Below are 20,690 nucleotides of genomic sequence, written 5' to 3' on the forward strand. Positions count from 1 at the left end.
TCTGCCGCGCAGACTCCTGGGTGCTCCCCGGGCGGCGTGTTGTTGCGCACCTCGGCTTGGCTGCCCATGATGGGGTCGCCGAGCGGCAGCAGCGCTTGCTTGGTGTGCTTGGCAATCAGGGCCCGCAGGGTTTTGGTGTGCGCTTCGTCGGTGTGCTCGAAGCGCGCGGGCTTGGTGAAGTCGAGCCGGCGAGCGAGGTGGATCGGAGGGTGTCCACGGCGAACGACGATGTTGTTGGCGTCCGCCAGGGGGAAGAAAGACCGGTGGATCCCCGCGCCCGGGTGCGTCCGGAGCCCGGATTTGGCGGCAAAACCGGCCCGATGGCGCTCAATCGGGCCCAGCGCCCAAGGGTTTTCGTGCAGTTGTGCTCTTGCCCTGCGAGCGCATTGCGGCGAACCTGCCACCCGAGGCGGCGACGTGAACGGCCCAGCGCTGAGCGACCCCGTTCTCGCCCTTCCTGATGCACCACCCAAATCGATCCTGACCGGAGCCCTGTTTCATGATGCCCGTGATCCTTTGCGTCGACGACGACAAGACCGTTCTTCAGTCTTTGCGCACCCTGCTCACGAAAACGCTGGGCGTGCCCTGTCAGGTCGAGATTGCGGAAAGCGGCCAAGAGGCGCTGGAAATCCTGGACGAGTTCCGTGCCGAAGGGCGCGATGTGCATGTGGTCATCTCGGACTTCATCATGCCCAGCATGCGCGGCGACGAGCTGCTGGTGCGGCTCCACGAGAAGAGCCCGCAAATGATCAAGATCATGCTCACGGGCCAGGCTGACTTCGATGGCGTGAAGCGTGTCATCAACGAAGCCAACCTCTATCGGTTTCTGGAAAAGCCGTTCAACAACGCCGACTTGGCCCTCACCGCTCGCTCGGCCGTTCAAGCCCGCGTTCGAGAGGTGGCCTTGTTGGCTCGGGTGGCCGAGCTGGAGCGCAAGGTGCAGGTCATGCAGCAAGCGTTTGGCCAGGCATCGGGGCAAGAGATGGGGTCGTCGCACGGGCCAACCGCGGGTGCCTGAGCCAACGCAATGACGGCCACCATGGTTGCTGGACGGAAGGTGGAAACGTCAACAGACGCAGCCTTGCCGGTGCCGCTTTTCGCATCCAACGAGGTGGTGGCGGCCCTGGAAGCCCGAATCCACAACGCCGGCGACCATGCGGCACTGAGCGATCTGGTCGATCTGGCGTGGCAGCGCCGGCAGCGCGACCCCGACCGCGCCTGCCAGATGACCGAAGCGCTGCAAGAGCGGCTGAACCTCCAAGGGGATGGCCCAGAAAGCCAGCGCGCAAGTGCGCGTTTGGCGCTGGTGCGGGTGGACGTCATGGCACGCCGCGCCTCATGCGAAGCGGCGCTGCCGCTGTGGCAGGAGGCGCTGGCTGCATTCGAGGCGCTGCAAGACCCGATCGGGATCGGAGACGCACATTTCGTGGCCATTGGCCTTTGGCGCAACCTGGGCAACGCCGCGCTGTCCGACCAAGCCCCCTCGCTCGCCCTTTCGGCCTACCTCAAGAGCGGCGATGTCACCCGGCAATGGGCGGCACGGGCGGTGGAAATCATCGACCTGCTGTTCGCCTACCCCAAGCAAGGGCAGACCGAACTGGATGCACTGCTGCGGCAGGAGGGGCCTCGGCCCGGGATCTACGCACAAGCCTTGGTGGCGCAGTGCCGGCATTTGGTCGCCACCATGCTGGGCGGCAGCAGTGCGGAGTGCCTGCGGCTGGGGCAACAAAGCGTGGATGACGCCTTGGGCTGCGGCGCTTTGGAGACGGCGGCCACCCACGCCACTGCCTTGGCCGAGTTCTTTCGCGGGATCGGTGACACCCACCTCTCACTCGACTGGGCTCAGAAGGCCTTGCATTGGGCCGAGACCTCTCAATCGGTGCTGGCCCAGGCCATGGCCATGGGCGAGATTGCCAACAGCCTGCTGCAACTGGGCCAGCGGGTCGAGGCCAAGGACTGGCGCGGCCGGGCCTTGAAGTTGCTCGCGGCCTTGCCGCACTCCACCATGGCGTGCGAGTTGCTCAACGACGCCGCCAGCCAAGCCGAGCTCGAAGGCGACCATGACCAAGCCCTGACCTGGTTCAGCCAAGCCGTGCAAATGCCAGAGCGCGTGCGGCTCTTGGAGAACGTCTTCCGCAGCTGCAACGGCTTGGCGTGCGTGCACGGCCGGCTGGGGGACAAAGACCAAGCGCTCGGGTGGGCCGAAGAGGCCCTGAGCTTGGCTCAAGATCAGGGCAACCCCCGCTGGGCGCTGACGGCCATGTGCACCTTGGCTGAGTTGCCGGTGGCTGGCGGTTCGTCCGACCCTTTGGCCCGAGCCCAAGCGCTGCAAGGCTTCGATCGGGCGCACGCCTATGCGAACGAAACCGCGCAGGGCTTGCCTCCGCCGTTCTTGCAGTGGGCGGCCGGGTTGCAGGCCCAAGAGGGCCGTTTTGAGCAAGCCCATCGCTTGATGCGTTGGGCCATTCAGTCGCGCGGCCACCAACGCTCGGAAGAAAGCGCCAAACAGGCCGCGGCGCTGCGCGTGCGTCAAGAGGTGGAGAGCCTCCAGCGTGAGGCCGAGGCCCTGCGTCGGCAGCACGAGGTTGAGGCGGCGCGGAGCAGCACCTTGGCGCAGGCCTTGAGCACCCTGGAGGACATGGGGGCCATTGGCCGTGAAATCACGCGGCACCTGGACTTCGAGGCCGTATTCACGACCCTGTACGAGCACGTCCATGGCTTGATGGACGCCTACAGCTTTGACGTCTATTTCGTCAACGACGCTCGAACCACGCGAACCCTGGTGTTCGGCATGGAAGGGGGCGAGCGCTATCCGGTCATCACGCTCAGCCTCGATCCCGGACACCCAGGCCACCGCTGCATCGTCGAAAACCAAGCCGTGCTGGAAGAGTTCGAGCCCAATTCCGGCGGCAACATCCCCGGCACCGCCGACAGCCTGAGCGTGCTGTACGGGCCCATGACGGCCGGTGATCGGCTGCTGGGCATCATGTCCATCCAGTCACCCAGGGCGCATGCGTACGGCAAGCGGGAGGTGGCGATCTTCAAGAGCCTGTGCGCGTACGGCGCCATCGCCCTGGCCAATGCTGAAACCTACCAAGCCCTGCAGCAAGCGCAAGCCTCGATGGTGCAGCAGGAAAAGATGGCCTCGTTGGGTCAATTGGTGGCCAACGTGGCGCACGAGATCAACACCCCCATTGGCGCCATCAAGAGCAGCGGGCAGAGCATCGCCGAGTCCCTGGTCCAGGCGCTGGACGAAATGCCGGCACTGTTGCTGAGCCTGAGCCCCGACGAAATGCCAGCGGTGTTGGAGTTGCGCCATCTGCTGCGGCGCCCGGCCCCCATGCTCAGCAGCCGCGAGGAGCGCGCCTTGGTGCGCGATGTGACCAGCGTGCTCGAGGCGCACGGCGTGCCCGATGCCCGCGCCCGCGCCGCCACCTTGGTCGATTGCCGCTTCACCACGGCCGATTTGCCGGTGCTCGTGCCGCTGCTGGCCAACCCCCGCTTGGACACCATCCTGCGGGTCAGCCACAACCTGGCCCTGGCCTTCAACAACGCAGCCAACATCAACACCGCCGTGGCCACCGTCAGCCGCATCGTGTTTGCCCTCAAGACCTACGCTCGTCAAGGCCATTCTGAAGAAGCCGTGCCGATGAATCTGCGCGAGAGTCTGGAAACCGTGTTGACGCTGTACAGCAGCAAGATCAAGCACGGCACCGAGCTGGTCTGCCAGTTCGACTGCGAGGGTCGGATTCAGGGCTTCCCTGACGAACTCAGCCAAGTCTGGACCAACCTGATCCAGAACGCCCTGCAAGCCATGAACTTCAGCGGAACCCTGAGCGTGACCATTGCCCGGGGCGAGGGCGAACTCGGGGGGCACCACGTGGTGTCGATCTGCGACACCGGCTGTGGCATTCCGTCCGAGATTCAAAGCCGAATCTTCGAGCCCTTTTTCACCACCAAACCGGCGGGCGAGGGCAGCGGCCTGGGGCTCGACATCGTCAAGAAGATCGTCGAAAAGCACCAGGGTCGAATCGGGTTGGAAAGCGTTGTGGGTGAGGGATCCACCTTCAGGGTGGTGCTGCCCGCCTTGGGCGGTCAAACCGGTTGAGTCAGCCATGCAACTTTTCGCCCCCAATGCCGAGGTGACCGAGCTGGAGGTGCGCGTTCAGCAAGCGGGCACTCAGGCGGCTCTGCCCGACTTGCTCCAACTGGCTTGGCACATGCGCCAGCGCGATCCCGACCGAGCCCTGCGAATGGCCGAGGCACTTGGGGGGCGCTTGGCGGGCTGGGATGACCCCCAGCAACGGGCGAGCGCCGATGCTCGATTGCGCTTGCTGCGGGGCGAGTTGGCCAGCATGCGGGCAAGCAACGCAGACGCGACGGGGCTCATCCAAGGAGCCTTGGCCCAGTTCCATGCCTTGCAAGACCCGCTGGGTGTGGGCGATGCGCACTGGGCCATGGTCAACCTCTGGCGCGACTCCGGCGACCCGGAGCGGCTCGTGCAAAGCCTGGAGTCGGCCCTGATCGCCTACGAGCGAGGTGGCGATGAGGCGCGCATTCAGGCCGCCCAGGCGCATCTGGTGCTGGAGCTCTCCTTCCAAGACGCAAGCATGGCTCGCCAGCGGTGGGAGCAACTCTTCGGCCATGTGCAGCCCAAGTCCAAGTTGGCGGAGGCATACATCCGGCAGGCGTCTTGCACCCTGAACATCTTGCGGGGCCAGACCAAACGCGCAGCGCGCGACGGCGCTCTCAGCATCGAGGCGGCACTGGCATGCGGCCACCTGCTGTTGGCCTGCCGGTGCGCCTGGAACACCGCGGAGTGTTTCCGGGCGATGGGCGACTTGACGTCGGCCCTGGAGCTGACCGAGAACGCCGCAGGCTGGGCCAAGAAGCGGCAAGCGGCCTACGAACAGGCCTTGGTCTTGAACGAAATGTCGTTGGCCCTGACCGACCTGGGGCGGCTGGACGAAGCCTGGGCCAAGCAGCGCGAGAGCCTGGCGTTGATAGAGCCCCTCAAGGACTCCATCCACTACTGCACCGCGCTGGTGACCTCCGGGCAGTTGGCCTTGCGCCAGGGCCGCACCGAGGAAGCGATCGCCTACTTTGAAGGGGTTGAAGGGCGGATTCAGGCGCATCAACTGGCGCAGTACGTCATGGAATGCCACAAAGGCTTGGCTCGCGCCCACTTGCAGGCGGGTCGGTGGGCGCTGGCCCATGCCAAGCTCCAGGCTGGGCTGTCGGTGGCCGTGAGCACCGGCAACCCCGAGTGGCAGTTGCAGATGTTTTGTGCGTTGGCCGAACTGCCCGACGAGGGGTGGCAGGTCAGCGACCCCAGCGAGCCATTTCTCGGCCGCTTGCATTGCATCGAGGCGGCCTTGGCCATGGCCCAGGTCCTCCCGGACGTCAACTTGCCGCAAGCCTTTTTGGAGTTCGCCGCAGACGCCTATGCCGAAATCGGGCATCACCAGAAGGCCTACGAACTCATCGTCCAGGCGGCTCAAGCGGCTGAACGCATCCACGCCCAAGGCGCCAGCGACCGCGCAGCCGCCTTGCGATTGCGCGAGGAAACCGATGCCTTGCATGCTCAGGCCCAGCAGCTCAGATTGCAGCGCGAAACGGAAGTGCAGCGCAGCAAGACCCTGTCAGAGGCTCTGATCACGCTGGAGAACATGGGCTCCATCGGGCGGGAAATCACCCGCAACCTGGACACCGAGGCGGTCTTCACCACCCTGCACCGCCATGTGCAGGGGCTGATGGACGCGTTCAGCTACGCGGTGTTCTTCGTCGATGACAGCCTCACCACCCGCACCTTGGTGTTCGGGATCGAAGATGGACAACGAATCCCCACCATGACCACGCCGCTGCGGCCGGGGCACGCCAGCCACCGCTGCATCGTCGAAAACCAAGTCGTGGTCCAAAACCCGAAGCCCGACGAGGTGAGCAGTCTGCCGGGCACGCAGCCCACCCTCAGCATCCTGTACGCCCCGCTCACCGTCGCGGGGCGCCTGCTGGGCATCATGTCGATCCAGTCCCAGCGCTCGCACGCCTATGGCGATCGTGAGGTGGCCATCTTCAAGAGCCTGTGCGCCTACGGCGCCATTGCCTTGGCCAACGCTGAAGCCTATCAAGCGCTGCAGCAGGCCCAGGTCACCATGGTGCTGCAGGAAAAAATGGCATCTCTGGGTCAACTCGTGGCCAATGTGGCCCACGAGATCAACACCCCGATCGGGGCCATCAAGAGCAGCGGGCAGAGCATTGCCGAGTCACTGGTTCAAGCCCTGTACGAGTTGCCCGAGTTGATGCGCAGCCTCACCCCGGATGAAACGCCCGCCGTCTTGGCGCTGCTGCACCTGCTGCAGCGCCCAGTCACCATGCTCAGCAGCCGTGAAGAGCGAGCCCTGGTGCGCGATGTGGCCAACGCGCTCGAAGCCCAGGGCATGCCCGACGCCCGCGCCCACGCGGCCACTTTGGTGGAGTGCCGCGTCACGACCGCCGATGTGCCCGCCCTGGTCCCTCTGCTGTCCAGCCCCCGGCTGAACGACATCCTGCGCGTGGTCTACAACTTGGCCCTGGCGGTCAGCAATGCGGCCAACATCAACACCGCTGTGGCCACCGTCAGTCGCATCGTCTTTGCCTTGAAGACCTACGCCCGTCAAGGTCGCGCGGAAGAAGCCGTCCCGATGAGCCTGCGCGAGAGCCTTGCGACGGTACTCACCCTCTACAACAGCAAGATCAAGCACGGCACCGAGTTGGTCTGTCAGTTCGACAGCGAGGGTCGGATTGATGGCTACCCCGACGAACTCAGCCAAGTGTGGACCAACCTCATCCAAAACGCGCTTCAGGCCATGAAGTTCAGCGGCACCCTGACCGTGTCGATCGCCGCGGGCGAGGGCGAGACGGCGAGCCATGAGATCGTGTCCATCGCCGACACCGGCTGCGGCATCCCGGCCGACATCCAAAGCCGCATCTTCGAACCCTTCTTCACGACCAAGCCGGTGGGCGAGGGCAGTGGCCTGGGGCTCGACATCGTCAAAAAGATCGTCGAGAAGCACCGGGGCCGCATCTGGCTGGAGAGCGCTGTTGGGGTCGGCACCACCTTCCGCGTCGCTTTGCCGGCCGGCAAGGATTGAGGGGCGCGACAGGGGCTGGAAACGGCAAACGGGCCGTGAGGCCCGTTTTTGCGTTGGTCTTGGCGGAGAGAGCGGGATTCGAACCCGCGGTGGGCTGTTAACCCACACACGCTTTCCAGGCGTGCGACTTAAACCACTCATCCATCTCTCCGAAGCCCGCGATTCTAACCCGTCAGGCGTCGCTGGCCTCGGGATGCGGCCACGCGTGCTCACGGAGCCACTCGAGCGGCACGACATCCAGGGTTCGCTCGTGCGTGCATTCCAGCACCACCGGCGGCGCGTAGCCGTTCTCGTACGCTTCACGCCAGCGGCGCACGCAGACGCACCAACGATCGCCTGGCTTGAGACCGGGAAAACGCAGTGCCGGGCGAGGGGTGATGAGGTCGTTGCCGCGCTCCAACTGGTGGTTCAAGAAGGCCGGGGTCATGCGGGCGCACACCGTGTGACTGCCCAAATCGTGGGTGTCGGTGTGGCAGCAGCCGTCGCGGCGCCAGCCGGTGAGGGGGTCGAAGGAGCAGGGCTGCAGCGGGCCGCCCAGCACGTTTCGAACGACTGACATCTTCAGGCTCACGCTTTGTGGCCCTTCATCAGCGCCATGGCGGTGCCGATCAGGCCGCTGACCTCTGTCATGTTGCCCGGCACGATCATCGTGTTGTTCTTCTGAGCCAGCTGGGCATAGGCGTCCACCGCCTTTTCGGCCACCTTGAGCTGAACGGCTTGGTCGCCGCCGGGCTGCTGAATGGCGTGGGCAATCTTCTGGATGGCGTCGGCGGTCGCATCGGCCACGGCCGTGATGGCGGCGGCTTCGCCCAGGGCCTTGTTGATTTCGGCTTGCTTCTCGCCTTCAGAGCGGGCAATGGCGGCCTCGCGCTCGCCCGTGGCGATGTTGATCTGCTCCTGCCGACGACCTTCAGAGGCGGCGATCAACGCGCGCTTTTCCCGCTCGGCCGTGATCTGGGCCTGCATGGCGCGCAGGATCTCGGCGGGCGGCGTCAGGTCCTTGATCTCGTATCGGAGGACCTTCACGCCCCAGTTGGATGCGGCTTCGTCCAACGCTTGCACCACAGCGGCGTTGATGGCGTCACGCTCTTCGAAGGTCTTGTCCAACTCCATGCGACCGATGACCGAGCGCAGCGTGGTTTGGGCCAACTGCGTGATGGCGACGATGTAGTTGCTGGACCCATAGCTTGCGCGCATGGGATCGGTCACCTGGAAGTACAGGATGCCGTCGACGGTGAGCTGCGTGTTGTCCTTGGTGATGCAAACCTGGCTGGGGACATCCAACGGAATCTCCTTCAGCGAATGCTTGTAGGCCAAGCGGTCGATGAAGGGCACCAGCAGGTGCAGGCCGGGCGTCATCGTCCGGTCGAACTTGCCCAAGCGTTCCACGACGAAGGCGTTTTGCTGCGGCACGATGCGGATGGCGCGGCTGATGAAGATGATGGCCACGATGGCCAGGACGAGTGCGATTTCCATGATGGACCTGCGGTGCGGAGGTTGAGGGGTCAGTCGTCGACGGGTTCGAGTTCCAGCGTGTTGCCGTCCAGCGCCTTGATGCGGTGCCATCCGCTGCGGGCCTCATGGCCGGTGGCCAGGCGTGCGGCCCAGGCTGCGCCTCGGTGCATCACCTGCGTGCGGCCGTGAGCGTCCCAGGCGGTCACGGTGACGGTTTCGCCAATGTCCAAATTGAGGTTGCGGTCGGCTTGGACCGTGGTGGGCTCCTGGCGATGGCGCCGTCGGTAAACGTACCAACCGGCCGTGCTCAGGGCGCCCGTCAACGCGGCCAAGGCGATTTGTGTGCTGGCGGGCATCCCAAAGTGGGCCGCCAGCGCGCCGACCGCGGCGGCGAAGGCGAGCATCAAAAGGTAGATGGTGCCGGTGGTCATCTCGGCCGCTACCAGGAGGCCTGCCAAGATCCACCATGCGGTTGACGCCTGCATCGTCGCTTCCCTTCGTGTGCGGACGGAACCCCACGGTTCCTGTCGAGTTCAGTTTAGGGTGCGATGCTTGCCCTTACGCGGGGCCGGCAGCCCTAAACTGCGCGCCCCTTTTGAGTCCGGCCCGTTCGAGGAGCCACCGAGATGCTGCGTTTTCACTTTCCCATCGTCATCATCGACGAGGACTACCGCTCCGAGAACGCCTCGGGACTGGGCATCCGGGCGCTGGCCGATGCCATCAAAAAAGAGGGCATGGACGTGCTGGGGGTCACCAGCTACGGGGACCTGAGCCAGTTTGCGCAGCAGCAAAGCCGCGCCAGCGCGTTCATTTTGTCCATCGATGACGAAGAGTTCACCCCGGGGCCGGAGTTGGACCCCGCCGTGTTGAACCTGCGCAAGTTCATCGGCGAGATTCGCTTTCGCAACCCCGACATTCCGATCTACATCTACGGCGAGACGCGCACCAGCCAGCACCTGCCCAACGATGTGCTGCGTGAATTGCACGGCTTCATCCACATGTTCGAGGACACGCCGGAGTTCGTGGCCCGCCACATCATCCGGGAAGCCAAGAGCTACCTCGATGGCTTGGCCCCCCCGTTCTTCAAGGCCTTGATGGATTACGCCCAGGACGGGTCGTACAGCTGGCACTGCCCAGGGCACTCCGGCGGCGTGGCCTTCTTGAAGAGCCCGGTGGGCCAGATGTTTCATCAATTCTTCGGCGAAAACATGCTGCGGGCCGACGTCTGCAACGCCGTGGAAGAACTCGGTCAGTTGCTGGATCACACCGGCCCGGTGGCGGCCAGCGAAAAGAATGCGGCTCGCATCTTCAACGCCGATCACTGCTTCTTCGTCACCAACGGCACCAGCACCAGCAACAAGATGGTGTGGCACCACACCGTGGCCCCCGGCGACGTGGTGGTCATCGACCGCAACTGCCACAAGAGCAACCTGCACGCCATCATCATGTGCGGCGCCATTCCGGTGTTTCTGACACCCACGCGCAACCACTACGGGATCATCGGCCCCATCCCCGAGAGTGAATTCAGTCCGGAGACCATCCGCGCCAAGATCGCCGCCAACCCCTTGTTGGCGCACGTGGACCCGGACAGCGTCAAGCCGTCCATCCTCACCTTGACGCAGAGCACTTACGACGGCGTGCTCTACAACACCGAGGTCATCAAGAAGAACCTGGACGGCTACATCCCGACCTTGCACTTTGACGAGGCTTGGTTGCCGCACGCGGCGTTCCACGACTTCTACGGGCAGTTCCACGCCATGGGCAAGAACCGCCCGCGCCCCAAGGAGGCCATGGTGTACGCGACGCAAAGCACGCACAAACTGCTGGCGGGCATCTCTCAGGCTTCGCAGGTTTTGGTGCAGGACTCGCAGCAGGTCAAGTTGGACAAACACTTGTTCAACGAGGCCTACCTGATGCACACCAGCACGAGTCCTCAGTACAGCATCATCGCCAGCTGCGACGTGGCAGCTGCCATGATGGAGCCGCCGGGTGGCACGGCGCTGGTGGAGGAGAGCATCAAGGAATCCCTCGACTTCCGCCGCGCCATGCGCAAGGTGGACGAGGACTACGGCAGCGATTGGTGGTTCAAGGTGTGGGGGCCGGACTACCTGCGGGCCGAAGAAGGCAGCGAGCCGGTCTCCGACGACTGGATGCTGCATGCTGACGAAGACTGGCATGGTTTCGGCGCCATCGCCGAAGGCTTCAACATGCTGGACCCGATCAAGTCCACCATCATCACCCCGGGCTTGGACATGGAGGGCCGCTTCGCTGCCACGGGTATCCCGGCCTCGGTGGTGACCAAGTTCTTGGTCGAGCACGGCGTGGTGGTTGAGAAGACGGGGCTCTACTCCTTCTTCATCATGTTCACCATCGGCATCACCAAGGGCCGCTGGAACACCCTGGTGACCGCCCTGCAGCAATTCAAGGACGACTACGACAAGAACGCGCCGCTGTGGCGCATCTTGCCGGAGTTCTGCGCCGCGCACCCCAAGTACGAGCGGATGGGTTTGCGCGACCTGTGTCAGAGCATCCACCAAGCGTATGCCGAAGGCGACATCGCCCGTTTGACGACGGAGATGTACCTCTCCAACCTCCAGCCGGCCATGACGCCGACCGACGCTTACGCTCACATCGCCCAGCGCAAGACCGAGCGGGTGGCCATCGACGAGTTGGAAGGGCGGATCACCACCAGCCTGCTGACGCCCTACCCGCCGGGCATCCCGTTGCTGATCCCCGGCGAGCGCTTCAACAAGAAGATCGTCGACTACCTGAAGTTCACCCGCACCTTCAACGCCAAGTTCCCCGGGTTTGCCACCGACGTGCACGGCCTGGTGCATGAGGTGGACGAAGAAACGGGGCGCAGCCGCTACTACGTGGATTGCGTGAAGCCGTGAAACGAATCAGGGGCCCCGCGGGGCCCCTGATGCTGTGAGCGCAGGCTCAGGCGCTCACTCGCCGCCCAGTGCCACTTGGCTGAAGCCGCCATCCACGTAAAGGATCTCGGCGCTGATGCCGGCGGCCAAATCCGACAGCAGGAAGGCCGCGGCATTGCCCACGTCGTCGATGGTGACGTTGCGGCGGATGGGGGCGCTGGCCGCGAACTGGCCGAGCAGCTTGCCGAAGTCCTTGATGCCCGACGCGGCCAAGGTCTTGATCGGGCCGGCCGAGATGCCATTCACCCGCACACCCCTGGCGCCCAAGTCCTGGGCGAGGTAGCGCACGCTGGCTTCCAAGCTGGCTTTGGCCAAGCCCATGGTGTTGTAGCTCGGCACGAAGCGCAGGGCGCCCAGGTAAGACAAGGTCAACAGCGAGCCGCCCGATCGCAGGCGCGGCGCTGCGGCTTTGGCCATGGCGGGGAAGCTGTAGGCGCTGATGTCGTGGGCGATGCGGAAGTTCTCCCGACTCAAGCCTTCGAGAAAGCTGCCGGCAATGGCTTCGCGCGGCGCAAATCCGATGGAGTGCACGAACCCATCGAACACTGGCCACACTTCGCCGAGTTGCGCAAAGGTGCGGTCGATTTGCTCGTCGCTGCCCACGTCGCAATCGAAAACCAGTGTGGACCCGAACTCCGCAGCGAACTCGGTGATGCGTTCTTTGAAGCGCTCGCCCACGTAAGAGAAGGCCAGCTCGGCGCCTTCACGGTGGCAAGCCTTGGCAATGCCATAGGCGATGGAACGGTTGGAAAGCACGCCGCTGATCAAAAAACGCTTGCCGGCAAGAAAGCCCATGTTGTGGTTCCGGAGTCTCAAAAACGGGTCGAGATTCTGGCACGCCACCCATGGTGCGGGTGAACCCGAGCCAAGTTCGGGCTAGAATCGTCGCTTCGCTGAAATGTCTAGCGTGGGCGGTTCGATCCAGCCCATTTTTTTTGGTCGATCCGAAATTGGGTGTTCGCTCCGGATGAGTTGGCAAGCGACGGTGGAAAAGACGGTGACGGGCTTGGGCCTGGAGATGGTGGAGTGCGAGCGCTCTGCCGGCGGCCTGCTGCGCGTCACGATCGACCATCTTTCGCCTGCCGAGGGTCAGCCCGAAACCTTCGTCACGGTCGATGACTGCGAGCGCGTGACCCGGCAACTCCAGTACGTGCTGGAAGTGGAAGGCGTGGACTACCAGCGCCTCGAGGTGTCGTCGCCCGGCTTGGATCGTCCCCTGAACACGCCAGCTCACTACGCCCGCTTTGTGGGCGTGGATGTCGACATCACCCTGCGCATGGCGTTCCAAGGTCGCAAGAAGTACCGCGGTCTTTTGCAGCACGGCGACCGCGCCGAGCAGTGGCGCTTGGTGTTCGGCGAGCCTGGCCACGAACAAGCCCTGGACTTTCAGCTGGCCGAGGTGCGCGAAGCCCGCCTCGTGCCCGTGATCAATTTCAAAGGTCGCCAGGCCCAGCCGGCGACCCCGCGTATTCCAAAAAAGCCCGACGGAGACCAAACCCCATGAACCGCGAGTTGTTGTTGTTGGTGGATGCCATTTCGCGCGAGAAGAGCGTGGAACGCGAGGTGGTGTTCGCGGCCGTGGAGTCGGCCCTGGCCCAGGCCACCAAGAAGTTCGTGGGCGGTGAGGTGGACATCCGCGTGGCCATCGACCGCGAATCGGGCGACTACGAGTCGTTCCGTCGTTGGTTGGTCGTGCCCGACAGCGCTGGCCTGCAGAACCCCGATGCCGAGGAGTTGCTGAGCGACGCTACCGATCGCGTGGGGGCCATCGAGGTGGGCGACTACATCGAAGAAGGCATCGAGTCCGTGCCCATCGGCCGCATTGGCGCCCAGGCGGCCAAGCAAGTGATCCTGCAAAAGATCCGCGACGCCGAGCGGGAGCAGTTGCTGAACGATTTTCTGGCCCGCGGCGAGCGCATCTTCGTCGGCACGGTCAAGCGCCTGGACAAGGGCGACATCATCGTGGAGAGCGGTCGCGTGGAGGGGCGCCTCAAGCGCACCGAAATGATCCCCAAGGAAAACCTCCGCACGGGCGATCGTGTTCGCGCGGTGCTGTTGGGTGTGGACCCTACCGTGCGCGGGCCTCAAATCATGTTGAGCCGCTCGTCGCCCGAGTTCATGAAAGAGCTGTTCCTGCAGGAAGTGCCCGAGATTGAGCAGGGCCTGTTGGAAATCAAGAGCTGTGCCCGCGACGCCGGCAGCCGCGCCAAGATCGCGGTGGTGTCACACGATCGCCGGGTCGACCCGATCGGGACTTGCGTGGGCGTGCGCGGTTCGCGCGTGACCGCCGTGACGAACGAGTTGGCCGGCGAGCGCGTCGACATCGTGTTGTGGAGCGACGACCCGGCCCAGTTCGTCATCGGCGCGCTGGCCCCGGCCAATGTGTCGTCCATCATGGTGGACGAAGAGCGCCATGCCATGGACGTGGTGGTGGACGAAGACAACCTGGCCATCGCCATCGGCAAGGGTGGGCAAAACGTCCGCTTGGCCTCTGAGCTGACGGGCTGGCGCATCAACATCATGTCGGCCGAGGAGTCGGCGGCACGCAAGGCCGAAGAGGATGAAGGCGTTCGCAAGTTGTTCATCGACAAGCTGGACGTGGACGCTGAAGTGGCCGACATCCTCATTGCCGAGGGCTTCACCAGCTTGGAAGAGGTGGCCTACGTGCCGCTGGCCGAAATGCTGGAGATCGAGTCGTTCGACGAGGACACCGTGAACGAGTTGCGTGCCCGTGCCAAGGACGCGTTGCTCACCCTTGAAATCGCTCGTGAGGAGTCGGTGGAAGAGGTGTCGCAAAACTTGCGCGACCTGGACGGCGTGACGCCAGACCTCGTCGCCAAGCTGGCGGGCGGCGGCGTTCACACCCGAGACGACTTGGCGGATCTGGCCGTGGACGAGTTGGTGGACATCACCGGCATGCCCGAAGACGACGCCAAGGCCCTGATTTTGAAAGCCCGCGAACACTGGTTCGCTTGAGCCCTCGTTCGAGCATTCCTCCCCCCACGCGCCGACTGCCCCAGACGCCCGAAGAGATTCAAGGATTCCCACAATGGCTGTGACCACTGTCGCCCAGTTCGCCACCGAGTTGAACCGGCCGGCCAGTACCCTGCTTGAACAACTGCAAGCGGCGGGTGTTCCCAAGGCTTCGGACAGCGACGCGCTGACCGAATCCGACAAAGAGCGCCTGCTGGAGCACCTGCGTCAGGCGCATGGCACGGGGGCGGAGCGCAAGAAGATCACGCTGACGCGCAAGACCACCAGCGAGATCAAGCAGGCCGACGCGAGCGGCAAGGCCCGCACCATCCAGGTGGAGGTCAAGAAAAAGCGCACCTTCATCAAGCGCGAGGACGTGCCAGGCGAAGACGTGGCCGCTGCCGAAGCGGCGGAGGCGGCCGATTTGGCGCGCCGCGAGGAAGAGGCGCGGGCCCAAGCAGAGGCGCTGGCTCGCGAGCAAGCCGAGTTGGAGCGGGTGGCGCGGGAACGTGAAGAGGCCGAGCGGCGGGCGCGGGAAGAGGCAGAAGCCCGCGCGGCGGCTGCCGCTGCGGCTGCGGCTGCCGCGAAGGCCGCCGAAGAGGCAGCAGCGGCGCAGCCCAAGACCAAGGCGGAGGCCAAAGCGGAGGCCAAGGCGGCCGAGCCTGTGCCAGCCCCGGCGCCTGCCGAAGCCAAGCCGGCCGTCCGCGTGGTGAAGGCGGCGGCCATCAGTGCCGAAGAGAAGGCCAAGCAGGCCGAGTTGGATCGCCGCCGCAAGGCGGCCGAGGCCGAGGCGGCCGCCATCCGCGCCATGATGAATGCGCCCAAGAAGGTCTTGGTGGCCAAGAAACCGGAGGAGCCGAAGCCGGCCGAACCCACCGGGATCAAGGGCACCATCCACAAGAAGGCGGGCGCACCCGGAGCCCCGGCAGCGCCGGCTGGCGCCAAGCCCGGCGACAAAAAGTCCATCAAGAGCGAGAAGCTGTCCAGCTCCTGGGCCGACGATGCCAAGAAGCGGGGCGCACCGGCCAAGGGCCGAAGCGATGCGGGCGCAGGTCGCGGAGCGGCCGCGGGTGCGGGCTGGAAGGCGCCGCGCGGCGCGGGCCGGCGCGGTGACCGTGGCGACGCCCCCAGCACCTTCGTGGCGCCGACCGAGCCGGTGGTGCAAGAGGTCCACATTCCTGAAACCATCACCGTGGGCGACTTGGCTCACAAGATGTCGGTCAAGGCGGCTGAGGTCATCAAGAAACTGATGCAGTTGGGTCAGATGGTCACCATCAACCAGCCGCTGGACCAGGAAACGGCCATGATCGTGGTCGAAGAAATGGGCCACAAGGCCTTCGCGGCCAAGCTGGATGACCCCGACGCCTTCCTGGAAGACGAGGCCACCGACGTCGAGCATGAGTCCGTGCCCCGTCCTCCCGTGGTCACGGTGATGGGCCACGTCGACCACGGCAAGACCTCGCTGTTGGACAAGATTCGCAGTGCTCGCGTGGCCTCTGGCGAAGCCGGTGGCATCACACAACACATCGGCGCCTACCACGTCGAAACCCCTCGCGGTGTGATCACCTTCCTCGACACCCCGGGTCACGAGGCCTTCACGGCCATGCGGGCTCGCGGCGCCAAGGCGACCGACCTGGTGATCTTGGTGGTGGCCGCCGACGACGGCGTGATGCCGCAGACCAAGGAAGCCATCCACCATGCCAAGGCGGCGGGTGTGCCCATCGTGGTGGCGATCAACAAGATCGACAAACCCGATGCGAACCCCGATCGCGTGCGTCAGGAGCTGGTGGGCGAACAGGTGGTGCCGGAAGAGTACGGCGGCGACTCGCCGTTCGTGCCGGTGTCGGCCAAGACGGGGCAGGGCATCGACACCTTGCTCGAGAACGTGCTGTTGCAGGCCGAAGTTTTGGAGCTCACGGCCCCGGTGGAATCCATGGCCAAGGGCTTGGTCATCGAAGCCAAACTGGACAAAGGGCGCGGCCCGGTGGCCACGGTGTTGGTGCAAAGCGGCACGCTCAAGCGAGGCGACGTTGTGCTGGCGGGTTCGACCTTTGGCCGCGTGCGTGCCATGCTGGACGAAGATGGCCGGCCGGCGCAATCGGCTGGTCCGTCCATTCCCGTGGAGATCCAAGGCCTGTCCGACGTGCCGTTGGCCGGTGACGAGTTCTTGGTGCTGGCCGACGAGCGTCGCGCCCGTGAAATCGCCACCTTCCGTGCGGGCAAGTACCGCGACGTCAAGTTGGCCAAGCAGCAGGCCGCCAAGCTCGAAAATATGTTCGAGAACATGGGCAAGGGCGAAGCGCAGACCCTGCCGCTGATCGTCAAGGCCGACGTTCAAGGCTCCCAGGAAGCCCTGGCCACCTCGCTGCTCAAGCTCAGCACCGACGAGGTGCGCGTGCAAATCGTGCACGCGGCGGTCGGTGGTATCACGGAAACCGACATCAACCTCGCCATCGCGTCCAAGGCCGTGGTCATCGGCTTCAACACGCGCGCCGATGCGAATGCTCGCAAGCTGGCCGAGGGCAATGGCGTGGACCTGCGCTACTACAACGTCATCTACGACGCCGTGGACGAAGTGAAGGCGGCGATGGGCGGCATGCTGGCGCCCGAGCAGCGCGAAGAGGTGCTGGGCACGGCAGAGATCCGCAACGTCATCGTGGCGACCAAGATCGGCACCATCGCAGGCTGCATGGTCACCAGCGGCATCGTCAAGCGCGACGCTCGCTTCCGCTTGTTGCGCGAGAACGTGGTCATTTACACCGGCGAGTTGGATTCGCTCAAGCGCTTCAAGGACGACGTCAAGGAGGTCCGTGAGGGCTTCGAGTGCGGCGTCAAGCTCAAGAACTACACCGACATCCACGAGGGCGACCAACTGGAGTTCTTCGAGGTCAAGGAAGTGGCACGCACGCTGTAATTCCAGCGCTGTCCCGGCTCACGAGCCCCGCCGGCGCCCAACGCCAGCGGGGCTTTGTCCATCAAGGGTCAACCCATGCGACACAAGAAAAGCACCCCCAACCGCAGCTTCCGAGTGGCCGACCAGATTCAGCGCGATTTGGCCGAGTTGGTGCGCGAACTCAAGGACCCTCGGCTGGGCATGCTGACGATTTCGGGCGTCGACGTGACGCCCGACTATGCCCATGCCAAGGTGCGCTTCACCTTGTTGATGGGCCAACCGCAGGACACGGAGGACGCCCTGAACGAGGCGGCGGGGTTCTTGCGCAACAGCCTGTTCAAGCGCCTGCAGATCCACACTGTGCCGACGCTGCACTTTCACTTCGACAAGAGCACCGAACGTGCGGCCGAGATGAACGCGCTCATCGCCAAAGCCAATGCCCAGCGTGCGCTGGACGACGACGCCACCACCAACGACTGATGAACCCTTCTGCGCGCGTTCGCCAGCCCCGTCGTGCTTTGCACGGCGTGCTGTTGCTCGACAAGCCCCTGGGCGTGTCGAGCAACCACGCCCAGCAAAAGGTCAAGCGCCGCTGGCGCGCCGAAAAAGCGGGCCACACCGGCACGTTGGATCCGCTGGCCACCGGGGTGCTGCCCTTGTGCTTTGGAGCGGCCACCAAGTTCAGTCAGCTCAACCTGGAGGCTGACAAGGCCTACGAGGCCACCGTGCGTCTTGGCCAGACCACGGCCACGGGCGACCGCGAGGGGGAGGTGACGCAGGAGCGTCCGGTGGCATTTGACGCGCAAGCCTTGCAGTTGGCCCTGGCCGCTTTGCGCGGAGAGATCGACCAAGTGCCGCCGATGCACTCGGCGCTCAAGCACGAAGGCAAGGCGCTGTACCAATTGGCGCGACAAGGGCAGGTGGTGGAGCGGGCCGCGAGGCGTGTGACCATCCACGAACTGACCCTGTTGGACTGGCAGGCCGACACCCTGCGCCTGGCCGTGCGCTGCTCCAAAGGCACGTACATCCGCACCTTGGCCGAAGACCTGGGCGAGCGCCTGGGCTGTGGCGCCCACCTGGCCGCGCTGCGCCGCACGGCCAGCGGTCCGCTGGGTCTCGCCGATGCCGTGACGCTGGCCCAGTTGGAAGCCGAGTCCGACCCCGAGCGCTTGGCCCACCTGCTGCCGCCCGACACCCTGCTGGCCGACTGCCCGGAGGTGCGTCTGGACGCCACAGAGGCCGGAAAGCTGCTGGCCGGCATCCGCCGCCGCATCGGCTTGCCGCCTGCGGCTCGGGTGCGGGCTTTTGGCCCGGAAGCGCGCGCCTTTTTGGGCAGCGCCCGCATCACCGCCGGTGAACTCATCCCTGAGCGATTGCTCAGCCCCATCGAGCTGCGCACGCTGCTCGAAGGCCCCCCTTCCTTGACGACTTGAGAGCTGTTCCCATGAGCAAGCAAATCCGCAACATCGCCATCATTGCCCACGTTGACCATGGCAAAACCACCATGGTCGACCAACTGCTGCGCCAAAGCGGCACCTTCGCCGAGCACGAGAAGGTGGTGGACACGGTGATGGACAGCAACGCCATCGAGCGCGAGCGGGGCATCACCATCCTGGCCAAGAACTGCGCGGTCAGCTGGAACGGCACGCACATCAACATCGTCGACACCCCGGGGCACGCGGACTTCGGCGGTGAGGTGGAGCGGGCCTTGTCGATGGTGGACGGCGTGGTGCTGCTGATCGATGCCCAAGAAGGACCGATGCCGCAGACCCGCTTCGTCACGAAAAAAGCGCTTGCGCTGGGCCTGAAGCCCATCGTGGTGGTGAACAAGGTGGACAAGCCGGGTGCCAAGCCCGACGCCGTCATCAACGCCGCCTTCGACCTGTTCGACAAGCTGGGGGCGACCGACGAACAGCTCGACTTCCCCGTCGTCTACGCTTCGGGTATCAACGGCTGGACAAGTCTCGAAGAAGGCGAGCCCGGCGCCCAATGGGGGCCGGACATGTCCGCCCTGTTCGACACCATCCTGAAGCATGTCCCGGCGCACGCAGGCGACCCCAGCGCTCCGCTGCAACTGCAGATCTCGGCGCTGGACTACAGCACCTTCGTCGGCCGCATCGGCGTGGGCCGCGTCAATGCCGGCACCCTGAAGCCGTCGATGGACGTTCTGGTGATGGAAGGCCCCGAGGGCAAGACCTTCAAGGGTCGCGTGAATCAGGTCCTGACCTTCCAAGGCCTGGACCGCGTGCAGGTGACCGAGGCCGGTCCTGGAGACATCGTGCTGATCAACGGCATCGAAGACATCGGCATCGGCGTGACCGTGACCGACCCGGCCAGCCCGCAGCCGCTGCCCATGCTCAAGATCGACGAGCCGACGCTGACCATGAACTTCTGCGTCAACACCAGCCCTTTGGCCGGTCGCGAGGGCAAGTACGTCACCAGCCGCCAGATCTGGGACCGCCTGCAAAAAGAATTGCAAAGCAATGTGGCTTTGCGCGTGCGTGAGACCGACGAAGACGGCGTCTTCGAGGTCAGCGGCCGGGGCGAACTGCACCTCACCATCCTGCTGGAAAACATGCGCCGCGAGGGCTACGAGCTGGCCGTGAGCAAGCCGCGCGTGGTGTTCCGCGACATCGATGGCGTGAAGTGCGAGCCCATCGAGATGGTGACCGCCGACGTCGAAGAGCAGCACCAGGGCGGCGTCATGCAGGCCATGGGCGAACGCAAGGGCGAGCTGGTGAACATGGAACCCGATGGCCGTGGCCGCGTGCGCCTGGAGTACCGCATCCCGGCGCGCGGGCTGATCGGTTTCAGCAACGAGTTCCTGAACCTCACGCGCGGCTCGGGCTTGATCAGCAACATCTTCGACGGCTACGAGCCGCACAAGGGCGACATTGGCAGCCGCAAGAACGGCGTGCTCATCAGCATGGACTCGGGCGAAATCTTCACGTACGCCCTGGGCAAGTTGGACGACCGCGGCCGCATGTTCGTGAAGGCGGGCGACCCGGTGTACGAGGGCATGATCGTGGGCGTGCACAACCGCGACAACGACCTGGTGGTGAATGCCACCCGCACCAAGCAGTTGACGAACTTCCGCGTCAGCGGCAAGGAAGACGCCATCAAGATCACGCCCCCGATCGAGTTGACGCTGGAGTACGGCGTCGAGTTCATCGAAGACGACGAGTTGGTGGAGATCACGCCCAAGAGCATCCGCTTGCGCAAGCGCTACCTGATCGAGCACGAACGCAAGCGCATGGCGCGCGAGGCCGGCGGTTGAGCGTCACCTGATGCCCTGAGCGTCGTCCG

General features: G+C 64.8%; 14 protein-coding genes, 1 tRNA gene and 1 pseudogene. 10 read left to right on the plus strand and 6 right to left on the minus strand.

Translation table 11 applies throughout. From position 1 onward, the window contains the following. A pseudogene (locus O9335_RS03435) lies at positions 1-404 on the minus strand (hypothetical protein); the annotation flags it as partial. Positions 405-499: 95 nt separating this feature from the next. Here O9335_RS03435 and O9335_RS03440 point away from each other — a divergent pair. The 3 genes from O9335_RS03440 to O9335_RS03450 all read left to right on the plus strand — a co-directional run bounded on the left by O9335_RS03440 (position 500) and on the right by O9335_RS03450 (position 7,130). After that, positions 500-1,018 carry a response regulator gene (locus tag O9335_RS03440; RefSeq protein WP_298383598.1) on the plus strand — a complete coding sequence of 173 codons (519 nt, stop codon included), beginning with the start codon at positions 500-502 and terminating at the stop codon, positions 1,016-1,018. 69 nt (positions 1,019-1,087) lie between these two features. Then, a complete protein-coding gene (locus O9335_RS03445) occupies positions 1,088-4,108 on the plus strand; it encodes an ATP-binding protein (RefSeq protein ID WP_298383601.1) in 3,021 nt (1,006 codons plus the stop codon). A gap of 7 nt (positions 4,109-4,115) precedes the next feature. Continuing rightward, positions 4,116-7,130, plus strand: coding sequence for an ATP-binding protein (locus tag O9335_RS03450; RefSeq protein ID WP_298383604.1), 3,015 nt, complete (start codon positions 4,116-4,118; stop codon positions 7,128-7,130). Positions 7,131-7,190: 60 nt separating this feature from the next. Here O9335_RS03450 and O9335_RS03455 read toward each other — a convergent pair. The 4 genes from O9335_RS03455 to O9335_RS03470 all read right to left on the minus strand — a co-directional run bounded on the left by O9335_RS03455 (position 7,191) and on the right by O9335_RS03470 (position 9,070). Continuing rightward, positions 7,191-7,281: transfer RNA gene (locus O9335_RS03455), tRNA-Ser, on the minus strand. Positions 7,282-7,302: 21 nt separating this feature from the next. Beyond that, positions 7,303-7,689 carry a DUF2237 domain-containing protein gene (locus tag O9335_RS03460; protein ID WP_298383606.1) on the minus strand — a complete coding sequence of 129 codons (387 nt, stop codon included), beginning with the start codon at positions 7,687-7,689 and terminating at the stop codon, positions 7,303-7,305. A gap of 8 nt (positions 7,690-7,697) precedes the next feature. Then, positions 7,698-8,606, minus strand: a complete 909-nt coding sequence (locus tag O9335_RS03465) for a stomatin-like protein (RefSeq protein WP_298383610.1) — start codon at positions 8,604-8,606, stop codon at positions 7,698-7,700. 29 nt (positions 8,607-8,635) lie between these two features. After that, a complete protein-coding gene (locus tag O9335_RS03470; RefSeq protein WP_298383613.1) occupies positions 8,636-9,070 on the minus strand; it encodes an NfeD family protein in 435 nt (144 codons plus the stop codon). A gap of 141 nt (positions 9,071-9,211) precedes the next feature. Between O9335_RS03470 and O9335_RS03475 the strand changes: the two genes are divergently transcribed. Next, entirely contained in the window at positions 9,212-11,479 is a 2,268-nt protein-coding gene (locus tag O9335_RS03475) for an arginine/lysine/ornithine decarboxylase (RefSeq protein WP_298383616.1), read from the plus strand. 54 nt (positions 11,480-11,533) lie between these two features. Here O9335_RS03475 and fabI read toward each other — a convergent pair whose 3' ends face one another. Further along, the gene (gene fabI / locus O9335_RS03480; RefSeq protein WP_298383617.1) at positions 11,534-12,313 is read right to left on the minus strand and encodes an enoyl-ACP reductase FabI; all 780 of its coding nucleotides are present in this window, start codon (positions 12,311-12,313) and stop codon (positions 11,534-11,536) included. A gap of 172 nt (positions 12,314-12,485) precedes the next feature. Here fabI and rimP point away from each other — a divergent pair, with 172 nt between their 5' ends. The 6 genes from rimP to typA all read left to right on the plus strand — a co-directional run bounded on the left by rimP (position 12,486) and on the right by typA (position 20,661). After that, positions 12,486-13,022: a ribosome maturation factor RimP gene (rimP, locus tag O9335_RS03485; RefSeq protein ID WP_298383620.1), complete on the plus strand. Its 537-nt coding sequence runs from the start codon at positions 12,486-12,488 to the stop codon at positions 13,020-13,022. Then, positions 13,019-14,494: a transcription termination factor NusA gene (nusA, locus tag O9335_RS03490; protein WP_298383622.1), complete on the plus strand. Its 1,476-nt coding sequence runs from the start codon at positions 13,019-13,021 to the stop codon at positions 14,492-14,494. The genes rimP and nusA overlap by 4 nt, the downstream gene beginning before the upstream one ends. A gap of 73 nt (positions 14,495-14,567) precedes the next feature. Then, positions 14,568-17,405 carry a translation initiation factor IF-2 gene (gene infB, locus O9335_RS03495; protein ID WP_298383624.1) on the plus strand — a complete coding sequence of 946 codons (2,838 nt, stop codon included), beginning with the start codon at positions 14,568-14,570 and terminating at the stop codon, positions 17,403-17,405. A gap of 75 nt (positions 17,406-17,480) precedes the next feature. Further along, positions 17,481-17,864, plus strand: coding sequence for a 30S ribosome-binding factor RbfA (gene rbfA / locus O9335_RS03500; RefSeq protein ID WP_298383627.1), 384 nt, complete (start codon positions 17,481-17,483; stop codon positions 17,862-17,864). Further along, complete coding sequence (truB, locus tag O9335_RS03505) at positions 17,864-18,817, plus strand: tRNA pseudouridine(55) synthase TruB (RefSeq protein WP_298383630.1); 954 nt, start codon at positions 17,864-17,866, stop codon at positions 18,815-18,817. Before rbfA ends, truB begins: the two co-directional genes overlap by 1 nt. An 11-nt stretch (positions 18,818-18,828) precedes the next feature. Then, complete coding sequence (gene typA, locus O9335_RS03510; RefSeq protein ID WP_298383635.1) at positions 18,829-20,661, plus strand: translational GTPase TypA; 1,833 nt, start codon at positions 18,829-18,831, stop codon at positions 20,659-20,661. Positions 20,662-20,690 lie beyond the last annotated feature (29 nt).

It is taken from the genome of Inhella sp., from assembly GCF_027532025.1.
In the GTDB taxonomy this organism is placed as follows: domain Bacteria; phylum Pseudomonadota; class Gammaproteobacteria; order Burkholderiales; family Burkholderiaceae_C; genus Inhella.

Excerpts from the sequence above, each read along its gene's own strand:
- fabI (WP_298383617.1), bottom strand. The coding sequence starts at position 12,313 with ATGGGCTTTCTTGCCGGCAAGCGTTTTTTGATCAGCGGCGTGCTTTCC.
- typA (WP_298383635.1), top strand. The coding sequence starts at position 18,829 with ATGAGCAAGCAAATCCGCAACATCGCCATCATTGCCCACGTTGACCAT.
- rimP (WP_298383620.1), top strand. The coding sequence starts at position 12,486 with ATGAGTTGGCAAGCGACGGTGGAAAAGACGGTGACGGGCTTGGGCCTG.
- O9335_RS03475 (WP_298383616.1), top strand. The coding sequence starts at position 9,212 with ATGCTGCGTTTTCACTTTCCCATCGTCATCATCGACGAGGACTACCGC.
- O9335_RS03440 (WP_298383598.1), top strand. The coding sequence starts at position 500 with ATGATGCCCGTGATCCTTTGCGTCGACGACGACAAGACCGTTCTTCAG.
- rbfA (WP_298383627.1), top strand. The coding sequence starts at position 17,481 with ATGCGACACAAGAAAAGCACCCCCAACCGCAGCTTCCGAGTGGCCGAC.
- nusA (WP_298383622.1), top strand. The coding sequence starts at position 13,019 with ATGAACCGCGAGTTGTTGTTGTTGGTGGATGCCATTTCGCGCGAGAAG.
- O9335_RS03470 (WP_298383613.1), bottom strand. The coding sequence starts at position 9,070 with ATGCAGGCGTCAACCGCATGGTGGATCTTGGCAGGCCTCCTGGTAGCG.
- truB (WP_298383630.1), top strand. The coding sequence starts at position 17,864 with ATGAACCCTTCTGCGCGCGTTCGCCAGCCCCGTCGTGCTTTGCACGGC.
- O9335_RS03460 (WP_298383606.1), bottom strand. The coding sequence starts at position 7,689 with ATGTCAGTCGTTCGAAACGTGCTGGGCGGCCCGCTGCAGCCCTGCTCC.
- infB (WP_298383624.1), top strand. The coding sequence starts at position 14,568 with ATGGCTGTGACCACTGTCGCCCAGTTCGCCACCGAGTTGAACCGGCCG.
- O9335_RS03450 (WP_298383604.1), top strand. The coding sequence starts at position 4,116 with ATGCAACTTTTCGCCCCCAATGCCGAGGTGACCGAGCTGGAGGTGCGC.
- O9335_RS03465 (WP_298383610.1), bottom strand. The coding sequence starts at position 8,606 with ATGGAAATCGCACTCGTCCTGGCCATCGTGGCCATCATCTTCATCAGC.